Origin of the sequence: Klebsiella sp. EMBS2024 (assembly GCF_036233805.1) — a bacterium.
Classification (GTDB): domain Bacteria; phylum Pseudomonadota; class Gammaproteobacteria; order Enterobacterales; family Enterobacteriaceae; genus Klebsiella; species Klebsiella pneumoniae.
Map to the genome: position 1 here is coordinate 2,492,938 of NZ_JAZARW010000001.1, position 15,694 is coordinate 2,508,631.

General features: G+C 60.1%; 18 protein-coding genes (1 of these 18 cut by a window edge). 7 read left to right on the forward strand and 11 right to left on the reverse strand.

Going from position 1 to position 15,694, the window contains the following annotated elements:
• Positions 1-35, reverse strand: partial view of a hypothetical protein gene (locus VZP09_RS11445; protein ID WP_328795484.1) — the beginning only. 244 nt of this gene lie to the left of the window's left edge; only the first 35 of its 279 coding nucleotides appear in the window; it begins with the start codon at positions 33-35; its stop codon lies off the left edge, out of view.
• Between the two features lie 53 nt (positions 36-88).
• Here VZP09_RS11445 and VZP09_RS11450 point away from each other — a divergent pair, with 53 nt between their 5' ends.
• Complete coding sequence (locus VZP09_RS11450; RefSeq protein ID WP_328795148.1) at positions 89-418, forward strand: gamma-glutamylcyclotransferase family protein; 330 nt, start codon at positions 89-91, stop codon at positions 416-418.
• A gap of 114 nt (positions 419-532) precedes the next feature.
• A complete protein-coding gene (locus VZP09_RS11455; protein WP_002910652.1) occupies positions 533-1,072 on the forward strand; it encodes a DUF2058 domain-containing protein in 540 nt (179 codons plus the stop codon).
• 25 nt (positions 1,073-1,097) lie between these two features.
• On the opposite strand, the gene VZP09_RS11460 is transcribed toward VZP09_RS11455, so the two are convergent.
• A complete protein-coding gene (locus VZP09_RS11460) occupies positions 1,098-1,796 on the reverse strand; it encodes an RluA family pseudouridine synthase (RefSeq protein WP_002910654.1) in 699 nt (232 codons plus the stop codon).
• A 190-nt stretch (positions 1,797-1,986) separates the two neighbouring features.
• Between VZP09_RS11460 and VZP09_RS11465 the strand changes: the two genes are divergently transcribed.
• Both VZP09_RS11465 and VZP09_RS11470 read left to right on the forward strand, forming a co-directional pair.
• Positions 1,987-2,469 carry a cold-shock protein gene (locus VZP09_RS11465; RefSeq protein ID WP_002910657.1) on the forward strand — a complete coding sequence of 161 codons (483 nt, stop codon included), beginning with the start codon at positions 1,987-1,989 and terminating at the stop codon, positions 2,467-2,469.
• Between the two features lie 109 nt (positions 2,470-2,578).
• A complete protein-coding gene (locus tag VZP09_RS11470) occupies positions 2,579-3,478 on the forward strand; it encodes a LysR family transcriptional regulator (protein ID WP_328795149.1) in 900 nt (299 codons plus the stop codon).
• Here the strand turns inward: VZP09_RS11470 and VZP09_RS11475 are convergent.
• The 3 genes from VZP09_RS11475 to VZP09_RS11485 form a co-directional block, all read right to left on the reverse strand.
• Positions 3,453-4,262 carry a substrate-binding domain-containing protein gene (locus tag VZP09_RS11475; RefSeq protein WP_004145468.1) on the reverse strand — a complete coding sequence of 270 codons (810 nt, stop codon included), beginning with the start codon at positions 4,260-4,262 and terminating at the stop codon, positions 3,453-3,455. The genes VZP09_RS11470 and VZP09_RS11475 overlap by 26 nt on opposite strands.
• Positions 4,263-4,273: 11 nt before the next feature.
• Positions 4,274-5,569, reverse strand: coding sequence for an MFS transporter (locus VZP09_RS11480; RefSeq protein ID WP_004152313.1), 1,296 nt, complete (start codon positions 5,567-5,569; stop codon positions 4,274-4,276).
• 303 nt (positions 5,570-5,872) lie between these two features.
• Positions 5,873-6,799 (reverse strand): LysR family transcriptional regulator, encoded by a 927-nt coding sequence (locus VZP09_RS11485; RefSeq protein WP_032441315.1) that lies wholly within the window; start codon positions 6,797-6,799, stop codon positions 5,873-5,875.
• Between the two features lie 98 nt (positions 6,800-6,897).
• On the opposite strand from VZP09_RS11485, the gene VZP09_RS11490 reads away from it, so the two are divergent.
• Positions 6,898-7,374, forward strand: a complete 477-nt coding sequence (locus VZP09_RS11490) for a GNAT family N-acetyltransferase (protein ID WP_002910717.1) — start codon at positions 6,898-6,900, stop codon at positions 7,372-7,374.
• Positions 7,375-7,423: 49 nt separating this feature from the next.
• Here the strand turns inward: VZP09_RS11490 and pckA are convergent, their stop codons facing one another.
• Positions 7,424-9,067, reverse strand: a complete 1,644-nt coding sequence (pckA, locus tag VZP09_RS11495) for a phosphoenolpyruvate carboxykinase (ATP) (protein WP_004180410.1) — start codon at positions 9,065-9,067, stop codon at positions 7,424-7,426.
• 283 nt (positions 9,068-9,350) lie between these two features.
• On the opposite strand from pckA, the gene VZP09_RS11500 reads away from it, so the two are divergent.
• Positions 9,351-10,244, forward strand: a complete 894-nt coding sequence (locus VZP09_RS11500; RefSeq protein WP_004145473.1) for a LysR substrate-binding domain-containing protein — start codon at positions 9,351-9,353, stop codon at positions 10,242-10,244.
• A gap of 5 nt (positions 10,245-10,249) precedes the next feature.
• Here VZP09_RS11500 and VZP09_RS11505 read toward each other — a convergent pair whose 3' ends face one another.
• From VZP09_RS11505 to VZP09_RS11525, 5 genes are all read right to left on the reverse strand, one after another.
• Positions 10,250-10,969 carry an ABC transporter ATP-binding protein gene (locus VZP09_RS11505; protein ID WP_004175491.1) on the reverse strand — a complete coding sequence of 240 codons (720 nt, stop codon included), beginning with the start codon at positions 10,967-10,969 and terminating at the stop codon, positions 10,250-10,252.
• A complete protein-coding gene (locus VZP09_RS11510; protein WP_049107528.1) occupies positions 10,966-11,841 on the reverse strand; it encodes an ABC transporter ATP-binding protein in 876 nt (291 codons plus the stop codon). The genes VZP09_RS11505 and VZP09_RS11510 overlap by 4 nt, the downstream gene beginning before the upstream one ends.
• Entirely contained in the window at positions 11,838-13,124 is a 1,287-nt protein-coding gene (gene livM / locus VZP09_RS11515; protein WP_328795150.1) for a high-affinity branched-chain amino acid ABC transporter permease LivM, read from the reverse strand. Before livM ends, VZP09_RS11510 begins: the two co-directional genes overlap by 4 nt.
• Before the next feature lie 9 nt (positions 13,125-13,133).
• Positions 13,134-14,048, reverse strand: coding sequence for an ABC transporter permease subunit (locus VZP09_RS11520; protein WP_004175489.1), 915 nt, complete (start codon positions 14,046-14,048; stop codon positions 13,134-13,136).
• A gap of 109 nt (positions 14,049-14,157) precedes the next feature.
• Positions 14,158-15,216 carry a branched-chain amino acid ABC transporter substrate-binding protein gene (locus VZP09_RS11525; RefSeq protein WP_004189329.1) on the reverse strand — a complete coding sequence of 353 codons (1,059 nt, stop codon included), beginning with the start codon at positions 15,214-15,216 and terminating at the stop codon, positions 14,158-14,160.
• 289 nt (positions 15,217-15,505) lie between these two features.
• Between VZP09_RS11525 and VZP09_RS11530 the strand changes: the two genes are divergently transcribed.
• Positions 15,506-15,652 carry a hypothetical protein gene (locus VZP09_RS11530; RefSeq protein ID WP_004225356.1) on the forward strand — a complete coding sequence of 49 codons (147 nt, stop codon included), beginning with the start codon at positions 15,506-15,508 and terminating at the stop codon, positions 15,650-15,652.
• Positions 15,653-15,694: the final 42 nt, after the last annotated feature.

Sequence of the window (15,694 nt, forward strand, 5' to 3'; positions counted from 1 at the left end):
ACCCGGCCATTGCCAGGCGCTGCATTACCCCGTATTTTGGTTTCCCGCTCCGCTGTGGGCGGGTGTCAGGGCGAACGAGAGAGAGAAAATGAAACCACTATTTGTCTATGGGACGCTCTGTCCCGGTCGCAGCAATGCGCATATTCTGGAAGCGATCGGGGGCGAGTGGCGTCCCGGTTACGTCACCGGCACCTTTTACGCGCGCGGCTGGGGCGCAGCCGCCGATTTCCCGGGGATCGTCCTCGACGCTCACGGCCCACGGGTCAACGGCTATCTGTTCCTGTCCGATCGGCTGGCGGCGCACTGGCCCATGCTGGACGACTTTGAGGAAGGGTACGATCGGGTGCCGGTGGGAGTGACCACCGACGATGGACAGCAGATCAGCGCCTGGATTTATCAGCTTCAGCCCCGGGGGTAATCCCCCGCCGCGCTGCGCGGCATGGTACAGCAGCCCAGCGCGATCGCGAGTCTGGCGTCGTTTCTGCCAATGCAGGTATACTTGCCAGATGTTTCCTCAGTTTCAGACACGCAGATGACAAAACTCACCTTACAAGAGCAGATGCTCAAAGCCGGCCTGGTCAGCAGCAAAAAAATGGCTAAAGTCCAGAGGACGGCGAAAAAATCCCGCGTTCAGGCCCGTGAGGCCCGGGAAGCGGTGGAAGAAAATAAAAAAGCCCAGCTGGAGCGTGATAAACAGCTTAGCGAGCAGCAAAAGCAGGCGGTGCTGGCGAAAGAGTATAAAGCCCAGGTGAAGCAGCTGATCGAGATGAACCGCATTACGGTCGCCCGGGGCGATATCGGCTTTAACTTTACCGATAATAATCTGATCAAAAAAATCATGGTCGACAAGCCCACCCAGACCCAGCTGATTAACGGCCGTCTGGCGATTGCCCGCCTGGCGGTGGATAACAAGCCCGAAGGTGAATATGCGATTATTCCGGCGGTGGTGGCTGAGAAAATTGCCCAGCGCGACGCCAGCAGCATCGTGTTGCACAGCGCCCTGAGTCAGGATGAGCAGGATGAAGACGATCCGTACGCCGACTTTAAGGTGCCCGACGATCTGATGTGGTAACCCCGGGCTTTCCCGCCGCGGGCGATCAAAACGGGCTCGCCTGCTGGATATGCATCGGCTCATGGCTGACGGGGTGGACAAAGCGCAGTTCGCTGGCGTGCAGCATCAGCCGCGGAGCCTGTTCCGTGCCGGGCAGCTCCCGGCCACCGTACAGATCGCAGCCAAGGATCGGATAGCCCAGCAGCTGGCAGTGAATACGCAGCTGATGGGTCCGTCCGGTCTCCGGGGTGAGCGTCACCCGGGTTAACGCCAGCGCCCTCTCGCCTTCTCGCGCCTGATACAGGCGGTCTATGACCCGATAGCGCGAACGCGCCGGTTTGCCGTGGCGGGCGCAGAGCGCCATGCGCGGGAAACGGGCCGGATCTTTGGCGATTGCCGCCTCCACTATCCCCTCATCTTCCGCCAGATGGCCGCACAACAGCGCCGTATAGACCTTGTCCACCGTGCGCTGGCTGAACTGTTGGCACAGCAAGGCGTTAATGCCCTTGTTGCGGGCGATCACCATCAGGCCGGAGGTGCCGAAGTCCAGGCGGTGCACCAGGGTGCAGCCCGGAAAGCGCTGAACCAGCCGGTGATGCACGGAGTCGAGGTTGCGCGGATCTTTGCCCGACAGGCTCAGCAGCCCGGCGGGCTTATTGATCAGCACCAGGTGTTCGTCCTGATACAAGAGGGTGATCTGTTCGCGACACGGCGGCGCGACAAAGGTATCGATAATGGTGGACATCAGGCGGCCCGAAGAAGGAGTGGCTGGCGATAGTACCTCATTTTGCCCACCGGCACGATGCTGGCGCACAATCCGCCCTCGCGGCGGCGTCATTTATCACCCACACTTATCGCAAAGGCATGGCCTGTACAGGCAATGTGCTTTACACTGCGCGCTGCAAAATTTGTGTTAACCAACGAGTAATACGGTAATGGCGATGAACGGAACAATCACAACGTGGTTTAAAGATAAAGGTTTTGGATTTATCAAAGATGAAAACGGCGAAAATCGTTATTTTCACGTGATTAAGGTCGCCAATCCTGATCTTATCAAGAAAGACGCGGCGGTGACTTTCGAACCTACCACCAACAATAAAGGGCTGTCGGCCTACGCGGTGAAGGTCATTCCGGAAAGCAAATATATCTATATTGCCGGCGAGCGGTTGAAGCTGACCTCCATCAAATCCTATGTGGTGTACCGGGAAGAAGAGCCGGTCGAGACCCGCGTCGATAAAGAAAACGCCGTGCTGTCGGTCGGGCTGCTGATGAACAGCATCCGGCCAAAAGCCACGGTGCAGCCGGGAGAGATGCGCTCGGTGAAAAAGCTGGCAATCACCACCTTTCAGGGGACAACCCTGATCTTTTCGGAAGACGAAATCGATATCGATGCCACGGTAAAACTGCTTAAGGTGTAAGCCCTGGCGCGCGGTTTCCCGCGCGCCCGAAGTCCTGCCCGATATGCTACCCGCCATCGCCCCTCGCCGGACGGGGCGATGGCGCCAGAGAGCCGATAAGGATGCCGCCATGCCCGTAAATTTTGACTTCAACGATCTCTACGCCTTTCGCGCCCTGATGGAATATGGCAGTTTTCGGCTGGCGGCCGAATCCATCTGCCTGTCGCAGTCGGCCCTTAGCCGACGCATCGAAAAGCTGGAGACGGCGCTGGGCAACCGGCTGTTCGATCGCACCACCCGGCGGGTGACCCTCACGCTGTATGGGCAAAATTTTGCCGAACGTTCGGAGCAGCTGCTGGCCCATGTCGAGACGGTGCTGGCGGATATCAGCCAGGTCAGCAAGGCGCGTACCGGGCTGGTGACGGTGGCGACGGTGCCTTCCGCCGCCTACTACTTTATGCCGGAAATCATCCGCAGCTTTCAGGCGCGTTATCCCCAGGTGCGCATCCGGTTGATTGACAGCAGCGTCGGGAATGTGATCGAGGCGGTCAGCAGCGGACAGGCTGACTTTGGCCTCTGCTTTGCCAAAAACCTGCCAGCCAGTATCGAATTCACCCCTCTTGCCGACGACCGCTATGTGGCCGCCTGTCGGCACGATCATCCGCTGGCGCGCAAGACGCACCTAAGCTGGCAGGCGTATTTTGAACAGGATTATATTGGCCTGGATCGGGTCTCCGGCAACCGGACGCTGCTTGACCGGGAGCTGGCGCATCTGACGCCGGCGCGGCCAAGTATCTGCGAAACCCGCCACGTCACCACGATGCTGGGGATGGTGGAAGCGGGCATCGGCATTGCCGCCGTGCCCGCGATGTCGATGCCCGCCGGGGAGCATTCCGTTCTCCGCGTTGTGCCGCTCACCGACCCGGTGGTCACGCGTACGGTAGGCCTGATCCGCCTCAGCGGCCGTATTCAGTCCTACGTGGCGGCAGAGCTGGAGAAGCTGATTATTGAACAGTATCCTTCTGGCTGACCGGCGCGGCGGCGGCTACGCTTCGCATACCGGTGGCGTGGATGGTCTCCTGCGCCGCCGGTGACGCCAGATACGTCAGCAGCGCCTTGCCTTCCTGCGGGTGGTCGGCGCTGATGGTCACCGCCCCGGCAAAGCGGGTGATGTACTGCAGGTTATCCGGCAGTTCGCCGACGAAGGTTACGCCGGGCACCGGCAGCAGTTCGCTCACCTGCTGAAAACCGATCGCATACCGTCCCTTGGCCACTTCCGAGGCCACCGGAATGCGCTCCACCATCTGCGCTTTACTCTGCATCGCGTCATCAATGCCCAGGGTGTGGAACAGCGTCGAGCTGACATAGCGTCCGCTGGCGCTGTCGGAGTACGCGACCGATGGCGCCGCCAGCAGCGTCGCACGCAGCTGGTCTGCGTTGTGGATAGCCGGCAGCGGCGCCCCCGCCTTCACCACCACGCCGATCGGCGAGTCGGCCAGCTCCCGGCGCGAATCCGGTTGCGTACGGCCCGCTTTCTCGAGGCTGGTCAGCGCGTCCCCGACCATGATCACCACGTCCGCGTGTTCGCCGCGCGCCAGACGGTTAGGGATCGCCTGCGGCGTTTTTCCCATCGACGGGCCAGGGATCACCACGAGGTGGTTGCCGGTTTGTTTTTCCCACGCCGGGGCCAGCTTTTCCAGCGCCGCTTTGAAGCCGCCGGAGATCATCACGGTGACCTCAGCTGACAACGCGCTGCCGCCGGTGGCGGCCAGCAGCAGCGTGGCTAGCAGGGTTCCTGTCGTTTTACGCATCATCTTCTCCCTGATTAACGTGCCGTCTGCAGCGCAACGGCGCTACGGCGATAGAGGTAGCAAGTGGCCAGCAGACCGCAGATGGCGGCAAAGCTCATCCAGTAGCCGGGAGACGCTTTATCACCGGTATACTCAATCAGCGCCGTGGAAATCACCGGCGTGAAGCCGCCAAACACCGCGGTCGCCAGGCTGTAGGCCAGCGAGAAACCTGCCACGCGCACTTCGGCGGGCATAATTTCGGTCAGCGCCGGGATCATCGCCCCGTTGTACATGCCGTAGATAAACGACAGCCACAGCAGCACGCTCAGCATCATCAAAAAGCTCGGGGCGTTCGCCAGCATGGTCAGCGCAGGCCAGGCGGTAGCCAGCGCCAGCAGGGTCATGGCGATCAGCACCGACCGGCGGCCAAAGCGGTCGGACAGCGCCCCGCCCACCGGCAGCCAGAAGAAGTTGGAAATCGCCACCAGCAGCGTGACCAGCAGGCTGTCAGAGGCGCTGAGCATCAGCACCTTTTTACCAAAGGTCGGGGCATAGACGGTGATCAGGTAGAACGCGGTGGTGGTCATCGCCACCATCATCATCCCGGCGATAACCACCTGCCAGTTCGCCAGCAGGGTGGCGAATACCTGGCGCATCGCCAGATGATGGCGGCGGGCAGTAAACTCCTGGGTCTCCTCCAGCTTACGGCGCAGGATAAAAATGAACGGAACAATCAGGCAGCCGAAAAGGAACGGAATACGCCAGCCCCAGTCGCTGATAGCGCTCGGCTCCAGTACCGCGTTGAGGGCAAAGCCCATCGCGGCTGCCACCATGATGGCAACCTGCTGACTGCCCGACTGCCAGCTGGTGTAAAAGCCTTTGCGGCCCGAGGTGGCGATCTCGGCCAGATAGACCGACACCCCGCCCAGCTCGGCGCCTGCGGAAAAGCCCTGCAGCAGACGGCCGATCAGCACCAGCAGCGGCGCCCACAGGCCAATGGTCTGATAAGAGGGGATCAGCACGATCAGGAAGGTGCCGGTGGCCATGATCGACAGGGTGACGATCAGCCCCTTGCGCCGCCCCACCTTGTCGATATAGGCGCCAAGTACGATAGCGCCGATGGGGCGCATCAAAAAGCCGGCGCCGAAGACCGCGAAGGTCATCATCAGCGAGGCGAATTCACTGCTCGCCGGAAAAAAGGTATGGGCGATGTAGGTGGCATAAAACCCGAACAGGAAAAAGTCGAACTGTTCGAGAAAGTTACCGGACGTGACGCGCAGAATGGCGCCGATCCGGTCACGGGTACTCATCTGTGAGGTTGTTGAATGCATGCAGGTCTCCAGTTTGTTATCCACGCGTTGTCGCGCGCCTGTCGCTGAAGACTGAAACAGAACCGGGAACGAAATAAGCGTAATAAACGCATCCACTAATGCATTTTACGCATGAATAACATTTAACTAATTAACATTACTTTTACATACAATAATTTAACACACACCGTCCTAACCACGCCGCGGGTGACGGCGAAAAAGTCAGTTTTCCGTTTTGTGACCGGGGCCAGGATATGTCGCCGTGGGTTGACGGCATAAAACCTGGCCTGGGGTAACGAAATACCCTGCCGGCTGGAAAGCGCGTCAGGAAGCGGTGGACTCCCCCACCAGCGTCTGCAACAGGGAGATAAGCCAGCGGGTAGCCTCGCGTTTCCCGCTGCGTTGGTGGGCGTAAATCTTGACGTCAAACGGCGGAACCGGAAACGGCAGCGGGAAAATGGTCAGCCGGGCGGCGCGGGCCATCGTCTCCGCCGCCCGCCGGGGCAGCGCCATCAACAGGTCGCTCTGCTCAATAATAAAGGGCGCGCTCAGCATCGAGGGGGTTTTCATCGCCACCTGCCGCGAATAGCCCTGTCGCTCCAGCTCACAGTCCAGCCCCCCCTGCCGCTCATTCCACGGGGTCACCACCAGATGACGGGCCGCAAGGTAGGCGTCCAGGGTCAGCGCCGTCCGGTTGGCCTGGCTGATGACCACATATTCGTCCCGCAGCCAGTTAATCTCCTCAAGATCGGGATGGGCTGGCTCGTCAGGGGTATTGAACCCGAGGGCCAGGTCGACCTCGCCCGCCAGCAGCTCGGTCAGCGCCGGGCTGTGGGGCAGATAACGGAGCTCAAACCGCAGCCCGGGCGCCTCACGCTGCAGGTGATGCATCAGCGTCGGAAAGACGCAGAACGCGGTGAAATCGGTGATCGCAATCTGCATGCAGTCGGTGCTGGCGGCCGGCACAAACGCCGCCGGCGGCGTCAGCTCCTGGTTGAGAAACTTCAGCGCCGAAGCGATAGAGGGCGCCAGCTGGCTGGCATAGACGCTGGGGCACATCCGGTGGCCTTCGCGGTAGAACAGCGGATCGTTGAGGGCGCTGCGCAGCCGGGAAAGCGCATGGCTCAGCGCCGAGGTGCTCATCGCCAGCTCTTCCGCCGCCAGGCGTACCGAGCGGGAGCGATAGACCGCGTCAAAGACCGGCAACAGGTTGAGGTCAATCCGGCGCAGGACAGGATGCATAATATTCATCGTTTGCTGATTTCATTGCACTTAATTCTTTTCACAATACCGCTTATCCTCAGGGTCAGCAATTTTGCTCTCTTTTGACTATGGATACAGGACACCCCATGAGCATCACAATCCGCCAGGCCACCCCGGACGACGCCACCGCTATCTACGACATGATTTATGAACTCGCGGTCTACGAGAAAGCCCCCGAAGAGGTAGTGACGACGCCAGAGGAGATCAGAGAGACGCTGTTTGCCAGCGGCAGCAAAACCGAAGCGCTGATCTGCGAGGTGGCGGGCAAAGCGGTGGGCTACGCGGTGTTCTTCACCAGCTACTCCACCTGGCTTGGACGCAATGGTATCTATATGGAGGATCTGTACGTCACCCCCGACTATCGCGGGATCGGCGCCGGAAAAGCGCTGCTGAAAACCATCGCGCAATATGCTGTACAACGTCAGTGCGGGCGTCTGGAGTGGAGCGTGCTCGACTGGAACCAGCCGGCGATTGATTTCTATCTGAGCATTGGCGCGCAGCCGCAGGATGAGTGGGTGCGTTATCGCCTCACGGGAGATGCGCTGCGGGCCTTTGCGGAGTAAAGCGGCTCACCAGCAGGTCGGCGCCAGGCGTCGACCTGCTGGCCGCGGATCAGGCTTCGACCGCGCTCTTCTGCAGCTGCGGACCGGCCAGCGCCAGACGCGCGCCCGCTTCGGTATCGCTGTACTGCTTGAAGTTATCCATAAACAGCTGAGCCAGGCTCTCGGCCTTCTCCTGCCATTTATCCGCTGAACTCCAGCCATTACGCGGATCCAGCACCGCGCTGTCTACCCCTGGAATGCTCTGCGGGATCGCAAGACCGAACACCGGGATGGTCTCCTCGCGCAGCGGGCCGGTAGTGCCGTTGAGGATCGCGCTAATGATGCTGCGGGTATCGCGCAGCGACAGGCGTTTACCCTCGCCGTTCCAGCCGGTGTTGACCAGCCAGGCTTCGGCGCCGGATTCCGCCATCTTCGCCGCCAGGACGCTGGCGTACTGGGTCGGGTGAAGCAGCAGGAACGCCGCGCCATAGCAGGCGGAGAAGGTCGGCGTCGGCTGGGTAATGCCGCGCTCGGTGCCCGCCAGCTTCGAGGTGAAACCCGACAGGAAATGGTACTGCATCTGCTCGGTGGTCAGACGGGAGACCGGCGGCAGAACGCCAAACGCATCGGCGGCAAGGAAAATCACCTTCGACGGATGGCCCGCGCGGGACACCGGCTTGACGATATTGTCGATATGCGACAGCGGATAGGAGACGCGGGTGTTTTCGGTTTTGCTGCCGTCGGCATAATCCACGCTGCCGTCAGCGCGCACCACCACGTTTTCCAGCAGCGCATTGCGGCGGATGGCGCCATAAATCTCCGGCTCCGCCTGCGGATCGAGATTGATGGTCTTAGCGTAGCAGCCGCCTTCGAAGTTAAACACGCCGTCATCGTCCCAACCGTGCTCGTCATCGCCAATCAGCTGACGATGCGGATCGGTCGACAGGGTGGTTTTACCGGTACCGGAGAGGCCAAAGAACAGCGCCACATCCCCTGCTTCGCCACGGTTGGCCGAGCAGTGCATCGACGCGATGCCTTTCTGCGGCAGCAGGTAGTTCATGACCGAGAACAGCCCTTTCTTCATTTCGCCGCCGTACCAGGTGCCGCCGATGAGCTGAATACGCTCGCTGAGATTAAAGGCGACGAAGTTCTCGGAGTTCATCCCCTGCGCCTGCCAGTTGGCATTGGTGCAGCCCGCGCCGTTGAGCACCACGAAGTCTGGCGTAAAGCTGGCCAGCTCGTCGGCGCTTGGCACGATGAACATGTTTTTGACAAAGTGGGCCTGCCACGCCACCTCGGTGACGAAGCGTACGCCAAGACGGGTGTCCGGGCTGGCGCCGCACCAGGCGTCGATGACGTACAGTTTTTTGCCGCTCAGCTGGCCCGCGACCAGGCTTTTCAGGCTGCGCCACACGTCTGGCGATAACGGTTTGTTGTCGTTGCGGCCGAGGCCGGAGTCTGCCCACCAGACGGTGTCGCGAGTCTGTTCGTCGCGGACGATGTATTTATCGCGCGGCGAACGGCCGGTGAAGATCCCGGTATCAACAGCCACAGCGCCAGAGTCGGTCATCACGCCGCGGGCCGCGCCGGTCAGCTCAGGAGAGGTTTCATGTGCAATAAGCAAATCGTAATCAGGGTTGTAATAGAATTCGCCGCTTGCATTAATCCCCAGCTCCTGCAGAGCCATTTTTACTGATTCAATTTGTTGTGACATGGAACTCCTGACAAACTATTTAAGGTAAGAGGCCTGGGTTATTCATTGCTTTCGTCATCGTCGCCGGCTATTTAATAAGATAAGTCCTGGACAATGAAATAAAGCAATAAATAACCGTGAGTCGCGATTTCATATCGTGCTCATGTAGGGTCGCCGATATGCATTCATAAATCTCAACTTTCCAAAAAATGTTAACACCTGTCGATAATTATGTTAATTGCATAGTTTCTATGCGCTATGCTAAAATTGCATAGCCTTTATTGCGTTTTTGAGGACTGGATCGGTGTTGGCAAATCTGGAAGTAAAATGGCTGTATGATGTGATTGCCCTTGAGGAGTCGCGCAGCTTTACCCTGGCGGCCAAAGCCCGCAACATCTCTCAGTCTTCGTTCAGCCGACGCATCCAGTCGCTGGAGGCTTCCCTCGGATTCAGCATCTTCGATCGTAGCGCCAACCCTCTGCAGCTGACCAACCGCGGGAAAATTTTTGTCGGCTATGCGCGAAATATGCTCGATGACATGGATTTTCAGATCAGCCGTATTAAAGGCTTAAATAACACTACCCAGAAAATAAGGATCGACGCCGCCCCTTCGCTGTCGGTGTTATTACTGCCCGAGATCATCGCCGGTTACACCGACCGTAAAAATAAGACTTTTCATGTTGAATCGATTAACGTCAACGACGCCGTATTTAACCTGAAAGAGGGAAAAAGCGATTTTATCCTCTCCTTCTATAATGAAGAATTGATGAACTATCCGTTTATTAATCATAAAATTTTTGATTCTTATCTGCACCTGGTCTCCCCCTGCGACGAACATGGCCGCCCGCTGTTTCATTTACATCGCGGCGTGCTGCCGCTGATGAAATACGCCAACGACAGCTATATGGGGCGCCAGGTGAACCAGGTGATCGACCGCACGCCGGAGATCACCTTCTCTCTCACCTTTGTCTCTTCCATGAGCGAGCTGCTCAAGCGCATGATCCTCAATGGCGACGGCGTGGGCTGGCTGCCGCAATACTCTATTCAGCGCGAGCTGGACGAAGGCCGGCTGACGATCCTCGATGAGAGCCTGTCGCTGCCGATCGGCGCCTGGCTCTACCGCTCCGGCTCGCGGCTTAACCAGGCCGCCGAACGTTTCTGGCAGCACATTAAAACCCGTAACGAACTGCGGGAATAACCCCCTCAGCCGCTGATCCCCAGATATGCCTTACGCACCTCCGGGTCGTTNAGCAGCGTCTGGCCGCTACCGCTCAGGCGGATCTGGCCGTTCACCATCACGTAGGCGCGGTCCGACAGGTTAAGGGCATGGCGGGCATTCTGCTCCACCAGAAACAGCGTCATCCCCTGGGCCGTCAGCTCGCGCAGGATCTGAAAAATCTGCTTCACCACCAGCGGCGCCAGCCCCAGGCTCGGCTCATCCAGCAGCAGCAGGCGCGGTCGGCTCATCAGCGCCCGGGCGATGGCCAGCATCTGCTGCTCGCCGCCGGAGAGGGTCATCGCCCGCTGTCCCCGCCGCTCTTCCAGCCGGGGGAACAGCTGGTACATTCGCGCCTTGTCCTCGGCCTGATAGCGGTTGCCAATGGCAATGGTCCCCATTAGCAGATTCTCCTCGACGGTCATATCGGGAAAGATGCGCCGCCCTTCCGGGGCCTGGGCGATGCCGTTGCTGGCGATAAAGTGGGTCGATTTCCGGCTGATCGCCTCCCCGCGATAGAAAATCTCCCCGCCGGCAATGCGCGGCTGGCCGAAGACCGACATCAGCAGCGTTGATTTACCGGCGCCGTTGGCGCCGATCAGCGCCACCGTCTCCCCCTCGTTGACGGTGAGGGAGACCTGCTTCAGGGCCTGGATCGGCCCGTAGAAGACATCCACCTCATTAAAGGCAAGCAAAGGCTGGCTCATCGGCGCGTCTCCTCTTCCTCAGCGCCTAGATAGGCGGCAATCACGCTGGCGTTGGCCTGTATCGCCTGCGGCGCGCCGCGGGCGATGACGTCCCCGTGATCGAGGACGATGATATGATCCGAAATCTCCATCACCATCCCCATATCATGCTCGATCAGTAGCACCGTGATGCCGTGCTGCTGGCGCAGAAAGCGAATAATCCGGCTCAGCGCCTGGGTTTCCACCGGGTTGAGGCCGGCGGCCGGCTCGTCCAGACAGAGCATCTCCGGACGGGTGCACATGGCGCGGGCGATCTCCAGCCGCCGCTGCTGTCCGTAGGAGAGGGTCCCCGCCAGACGGTTGGCGCAGTCCACCATCTCCACCACCTCCAGCCAGTAAAAAGCGCGATCCAGCGCCTGATTCTCCGCCTGCCGATACCCACGGGTATTGAGGATCCCGGCCAGCAGATGGCGGTTGACCTGGGTATGCTGGGCCACCAGCAGGTTCTCGATCACCGACATCTCGCGGAATAAACGTATATTCTGGAAGGTGCGCGCCAGGCCAGCGCGGTTCACCAGATGGGTGCCACCGAACATCTTGTAATAGATCCGCCTCCCCAGCTGCGCCGGGTGGAGAAAATCGTCCGGGTGAAGCTTCTGCCCCAGCACCTGAATAACATCGGTGACCTTTTCCCGCGCCCGCAGCACGATACTGCCCCCCGTCGCCCGATAAAAACCGGTCAGGCAATTAAACACCGTGGTCTTGCCCGCGCCGTTGGGGCCTATCAGGGCGGTGATCGACCCCCGCTCCACCTCCAGATTGACATCATTCAGCGCTTTGATGCCGCCGAAATGCATCATCAGATGCTCAACGCGTAAGATGCTGTCGGTCATGGCGCGACTCCTTTTCGCAACGCAACCCCGCTGCGGCNGGTGCGCNCCAGGCCGCGCGGCCGCCAGATCATCATCATCACCATCAGCACGCCGAACAGCAGCACCCGATATTCGTCAAAACCGCGCAGCAGCTCCGGGGTGACCGTCAGAACAAACGCCGCCAGTACCACTCCCAGGGTGGAGCCCATTCCCCCGAGCACCACAATCGCCAGGATCAGCGCCGACTCAAAAAAGGTGAACGACGTCGGGTTAACAAACCCCTGATAGCTGGCGAAGAACACCCCGGCGATGCCGGCCGTCGACGCGCCGAGCATAAACGCCGAGAGCTTCACCAGCACGTGGTTGAGCCCCATCGCCCGACAGGCGATCTCATCCTCGCGCAGCGCCTCCCAGGCGCGGCCGATGGGCATCCGCGTCAGGCGATGCTTCACCAGCAGCACCAGCATCACCACCAGGCACAGCACGACGTAGAGAAAGATGAATTTCAGGTTGGGGTTGTAGCTGACGTGGAAAAACTCATGGATGGGGATACCGCCATCCTTGGCCCGGCGGGTAAACTCGAGGCCAAACAGCGTGGGGGATGGCACCGGTACGCCGTTAGGGCCGCCGGTGAAGCTCACCCAGTTGTTAAGCACCAGGCGGATAATTTCGCCAAAGCCGAGGGTGACGATGGCCAGATAGTCGCCATGCATACGCAGCACCGGAAAGCCCAGCAACGCCCCGGCGAGGGCCGCCATCACCGCCCCCAGCGGCAGCATCGCCCAGAAGCCGAGGCCCAGGTACTGGTAGCCCAGCGCCAGGCCGTAGGCGCCGATGGCGTAAAACGCCACATAGCCCAGATCGAGCAGGCCCGCGAGGCCCACCACAATATTCAACCCCAGGCCAAGCAGAACGTAGATCAGCCCAAGAATGGCCACGGTCAGCAGATATTTTGTGGCGAGAAACGGAAAGACAATGGCCAGCCCCACCAGCAGCGGTATTATCCAGCGCAGCCGCGAGCGGTAGCCCGGCGGCCGGACGTACACCCCGTCATCCGCCCCCTCAAAGCGGGCAATAAAGGCTTTTCCCCTGTGGCTCTGCAGCAGCAGACTGAGCGCCAGCCTGCCGGCCATCACCACCGCCACCAGAATCGCCACCCGCGCAGGCGCGAGGGTAAAACCATACCCTTTGAGCACCACGCCGACGATCGGGCCAAAGACAATTAACGCGCAAAGGCCGGCCAGTACGCTGTCGATCAGTGCGTTTTGGATAGCCCGCGCAGGCTGGCGCGTAATTTCACCCATAAAGCCTCCTTAGACCTTGGCCACCAGCGGACGTCCCAGCAGCCCCTGCGGGCGAAAAATCAGGATCGCCACCAGCAGCGCAAAGGAAAAGACATCTTTGTAATCCGAATTCACCAGCCCGGCGAACTGGGCTTCGGCCACCCCAAGCAGCAGACCACCCAGCATCGCGCCAGGCAGCGAGCCGATCCCGCCCAGCACCGCGGCGGTGAAGGCTTTGATGCCGATAATAAATCCGATATAGAAGTCGAAGGTGCCGTAGTTCATGGTCACCAGCACGCCGGCCAGACCGGCCATCGCCGCGCCGATGACAAACACCAGGGAGATCACCCGGTCGGTATTGATACCAAGGATCGCCGCCATGCGCCGGTCCTGCTGGGTGGCGCGGCAGATGCGCCCCAGCCGGGTATACTGAATAATCCAGGTCAGGATAAGCATCCCCACCAGCGCCGCGACGAGAATAAACACCTTGGTCCAGGTGATCTGCACCACCCCATCGCCCACCGTCATGCGCAACGCGCCGCTAAGCAGCGTCGGGATCCCCTGCTGGTTCGGCCCCTGGCTCAGCTGGACATAGTTCTGCAGGATCAGCGACATCCCGATAGCCGAGATCAGCGGCGCCAGCCGCGTCGAGTTGCGCAGCGGCCGGTAGGCGATGCGCTCGATCGCCCAGCCGTATACGCCGGTGACCACGATGGTGAACACCAGAGTGGCGAAAATCAGCAGCGGAAAGGAGTGGATCCCGAAGAAAGAGAGCAGCGCCAGGCCGATGGCGCACAGGTAGGCGGAGACCATATACACCTCGCCGTGGGCGAAGTTGATCATGCCGATGATCCCATACACCATGGTGTAGCCGATGGCGATTAAGCCGTACACCGCGCCCAGCGTCAGCCCATTGATCAGTTGTTGCAGAAAAAACGCCGTCATAGCCCCTCCAGCCGCCAGGCAGACGGCAGCCGGGTTCCGTTCCCGGTCAACCGCCGTCATGTGACAATTCGCAAGTCAAAAGGACAGAGCGTCCTCAGGTCGTGGCCGATCAGAGCTGGTGATATTTGCCCTTGTCGTCCCACTGATAGACCACGTAGTCGGACACCTTGAGGTCGCCTTTGCCATCCCAAGCTTTCTTGCCCATCACCGTCTCGACGTCGTGGCTCTTCAGCCAGTCGCTGGCTTTGGCGTTATCGGTACCGACGGCGTTCCAGGCCGCGGCGATAGCCTGAATAGAGGCGTAGGCGTAGAGGGTATAACCTTCCGGCTCAAAGCCGCTGGCGCGGAACTTCTCGATCACCGCTTTGCCGTCCGGGAGGGTGCGCGGATCCTGACCAAAGGTCATCAGCACGCCGTTGGTGAACTGCGGCCCACCGGCGGCCGTGACCAGCTCCTCGGTGACGATACAGTCGCCGGAGAAGAATTTGGCCTGCACGCCCTGCTCGCGCATCTGGCGCACCAGCGGGCCCGCTTCCGGATGGCAGCCGCCAAAGTAGACCACGTCCGGCTTGAGGGCGCCGATCTTGGTCACCAGGGCGTTAAAGTCTTTTTCACCGCGGGAAAGGCCTTCGTACAACACTTCTTTGGTACCCCGCTTCGCCAGCGCCGCGCGGGTGGCATCGGCCAGCCCCTGACCATAGGTGTCTTTATCGTGGATCACGGCGATTTTCTTCGCCTTCAGCACGTCCAGCATATAGTTGGCGGCGATCGCCCCCTGCTGATCGTCACGACCACACATGCGAAAGAGATCTTTCATGCCGCGCTCGGTGATCTGCGGGTTGGTCGAGCCGGGGGTAATGGTCAGGATCCCGGCTTCGTCATATACCTCGGAGGCCGGCATCGTTGAGGAAGAGCAAAAGTGCCCCACCACGGCGGAGACTTTCGCTTCATCCACCAGCCGGTTGGCCACCGCCACCGCCTGCTTCGGTTCGCACGCGTCATCCCCCTGCACCAGCACAATCTTTTCGCCTTTGATGCCGCCGGCGGCATTGATATCGGCCACCGCCTGCGAGGCCCCCTTCCAGTACTGGGCGCCGTAGGTGGCGTTGGGGCCGGTAAAGGGCCCGGCGACGCCGATCTTCACGTCTGCCTGGGCGTAAAAGGCCATGCTCATACAACCTGCTATCACAACATGAAGCGTCATTGTTTTCAGTTTCAAAGACATTCGGATATTCCTCAGCGATGTAAAGCCTGGCGTCATGGAATGACGCAGAAAATATCACTTACCGTGTGGTGCCGACGCTGGCGCAGCGCCAGGACGGCCAGGGTGGAAGAAGCAAAAATCCCGCCAGGAAGGAGTGGAACACCGGAGAACAGTCGCCCCGGTCGGTACGCACGCGACGGCAACCCGTGCCGCATCCGGCAAGGGCGCATTCCCTTTCAGGTCAGGAGATCGGTTGCCATCACGTGGCGAGCCGGACAACGCGGTATCCGTACCGGCCCGTGAGCTAAACATAGATGCAGTTAGCGGTCGCTGCGCGCCAGCGTGGTGCAAAAATGCGAATATGATCAACAGTGGTGATTATTTTGTTGCGGTAATGTGAAGATGATAACAGGAGAGCCCGTTAAAGGCTCTCCTGTGACCC

Excerpts from the sequence above, each read along its gene's own strand:
- VZP09_RS11520 (WP_004175489.1), bottom strand. The coding sequence starts at position 14,048 with ATGACGGCGTTTTTTCTGCAACAACTGATCAATGGGCTGACGCTGGGC.
- VZP09_RS11455 (WP_002910652.1), top strand. The coding sequence starts at position 533 with ATGACAAAACTCACCTTACAAGAGCAGATGCTCAAAGCCGGCCTGGTC.
- VZP09_RS11510 (WP_049107528.1), bottom strand. The coding sequence starts at position 11,841 with ATGACCGACAGCATCTTACGCGTTGAGCATCTGATGATGCATTTCGGC.
- VZP09_RS11475 (WP_004145468.1), bottom strand. The coding sequence starts at position 4,262 with ATGATGCGTAAAACGACAGGAACCCTGCTAGCCACGCTGCTGCTGGCC.
- VZP09_RS11480 (WP_004152313.1), bottom strand. The coding sequence starts at position 5,569 with ATGCATTCAACAACCTCACAGATGAGTACCCGTGACCGGATCGGCGCC.
- VZP09_RS11490 (WP_002910717.1), top strand. The coding sequence starts at position 6,898 with ATGAGCATCACAATCCGCCAGGCCACCCCGGACGACGCCACCGCTATC.
- VZP09_RS11460 (WP_002910654.1), bottom strand. The coding sequence starts at position 1,796 with ATGTCCACCATTATCGATACCTTTGTCGCGCCGCCGTGTCGCGAACAG.
- VZP09_RS11485 (WP_032441315.1), bottom strand. The coding sequence starts at position 6,799 with ATGAATATTATGCATCCTGTCCTGCGCCGGATTGACCTCAACCTGTTG.
- VZP09_RS11470 (WP_328795149.1), top strand. The coding sequence starts at position 2,579 with ATGCCCGTAAATTTTGACTTCAACGATCTCTACGCCTTTCGCGCCCTG.
- pckA (WP_004180410.1), bottom strand. The coding sequence starts at position 9,067 with ATGTCACAACAAATTGAATCAGTAAAAATGGCTCTGCAGGAGCTGGGG.
- VZP09_RS11450 (WP_328795148.1), top strand. The coding sequence starts at position 89 with ATGAAACCACTATTTGTCTATGGGACGCTCTGTCCCGGTCGCAGCAAT.
- VZP09_RS11525 (WP_004189329.1), bottom strand. The coding sequence starts at position 15,216 with ATGGCCTTTTACGCCCAGGCAGACGTGAAGATCGGCGTCGCCGGGCCC.
- VZP09_RS11465 (WP_002910657.1), top strand. The coding sequence starts at position 1,987 with ATGGCGATGAACGGAACAATCACAACGTGGTTTAAAGATAAAGGTTTT.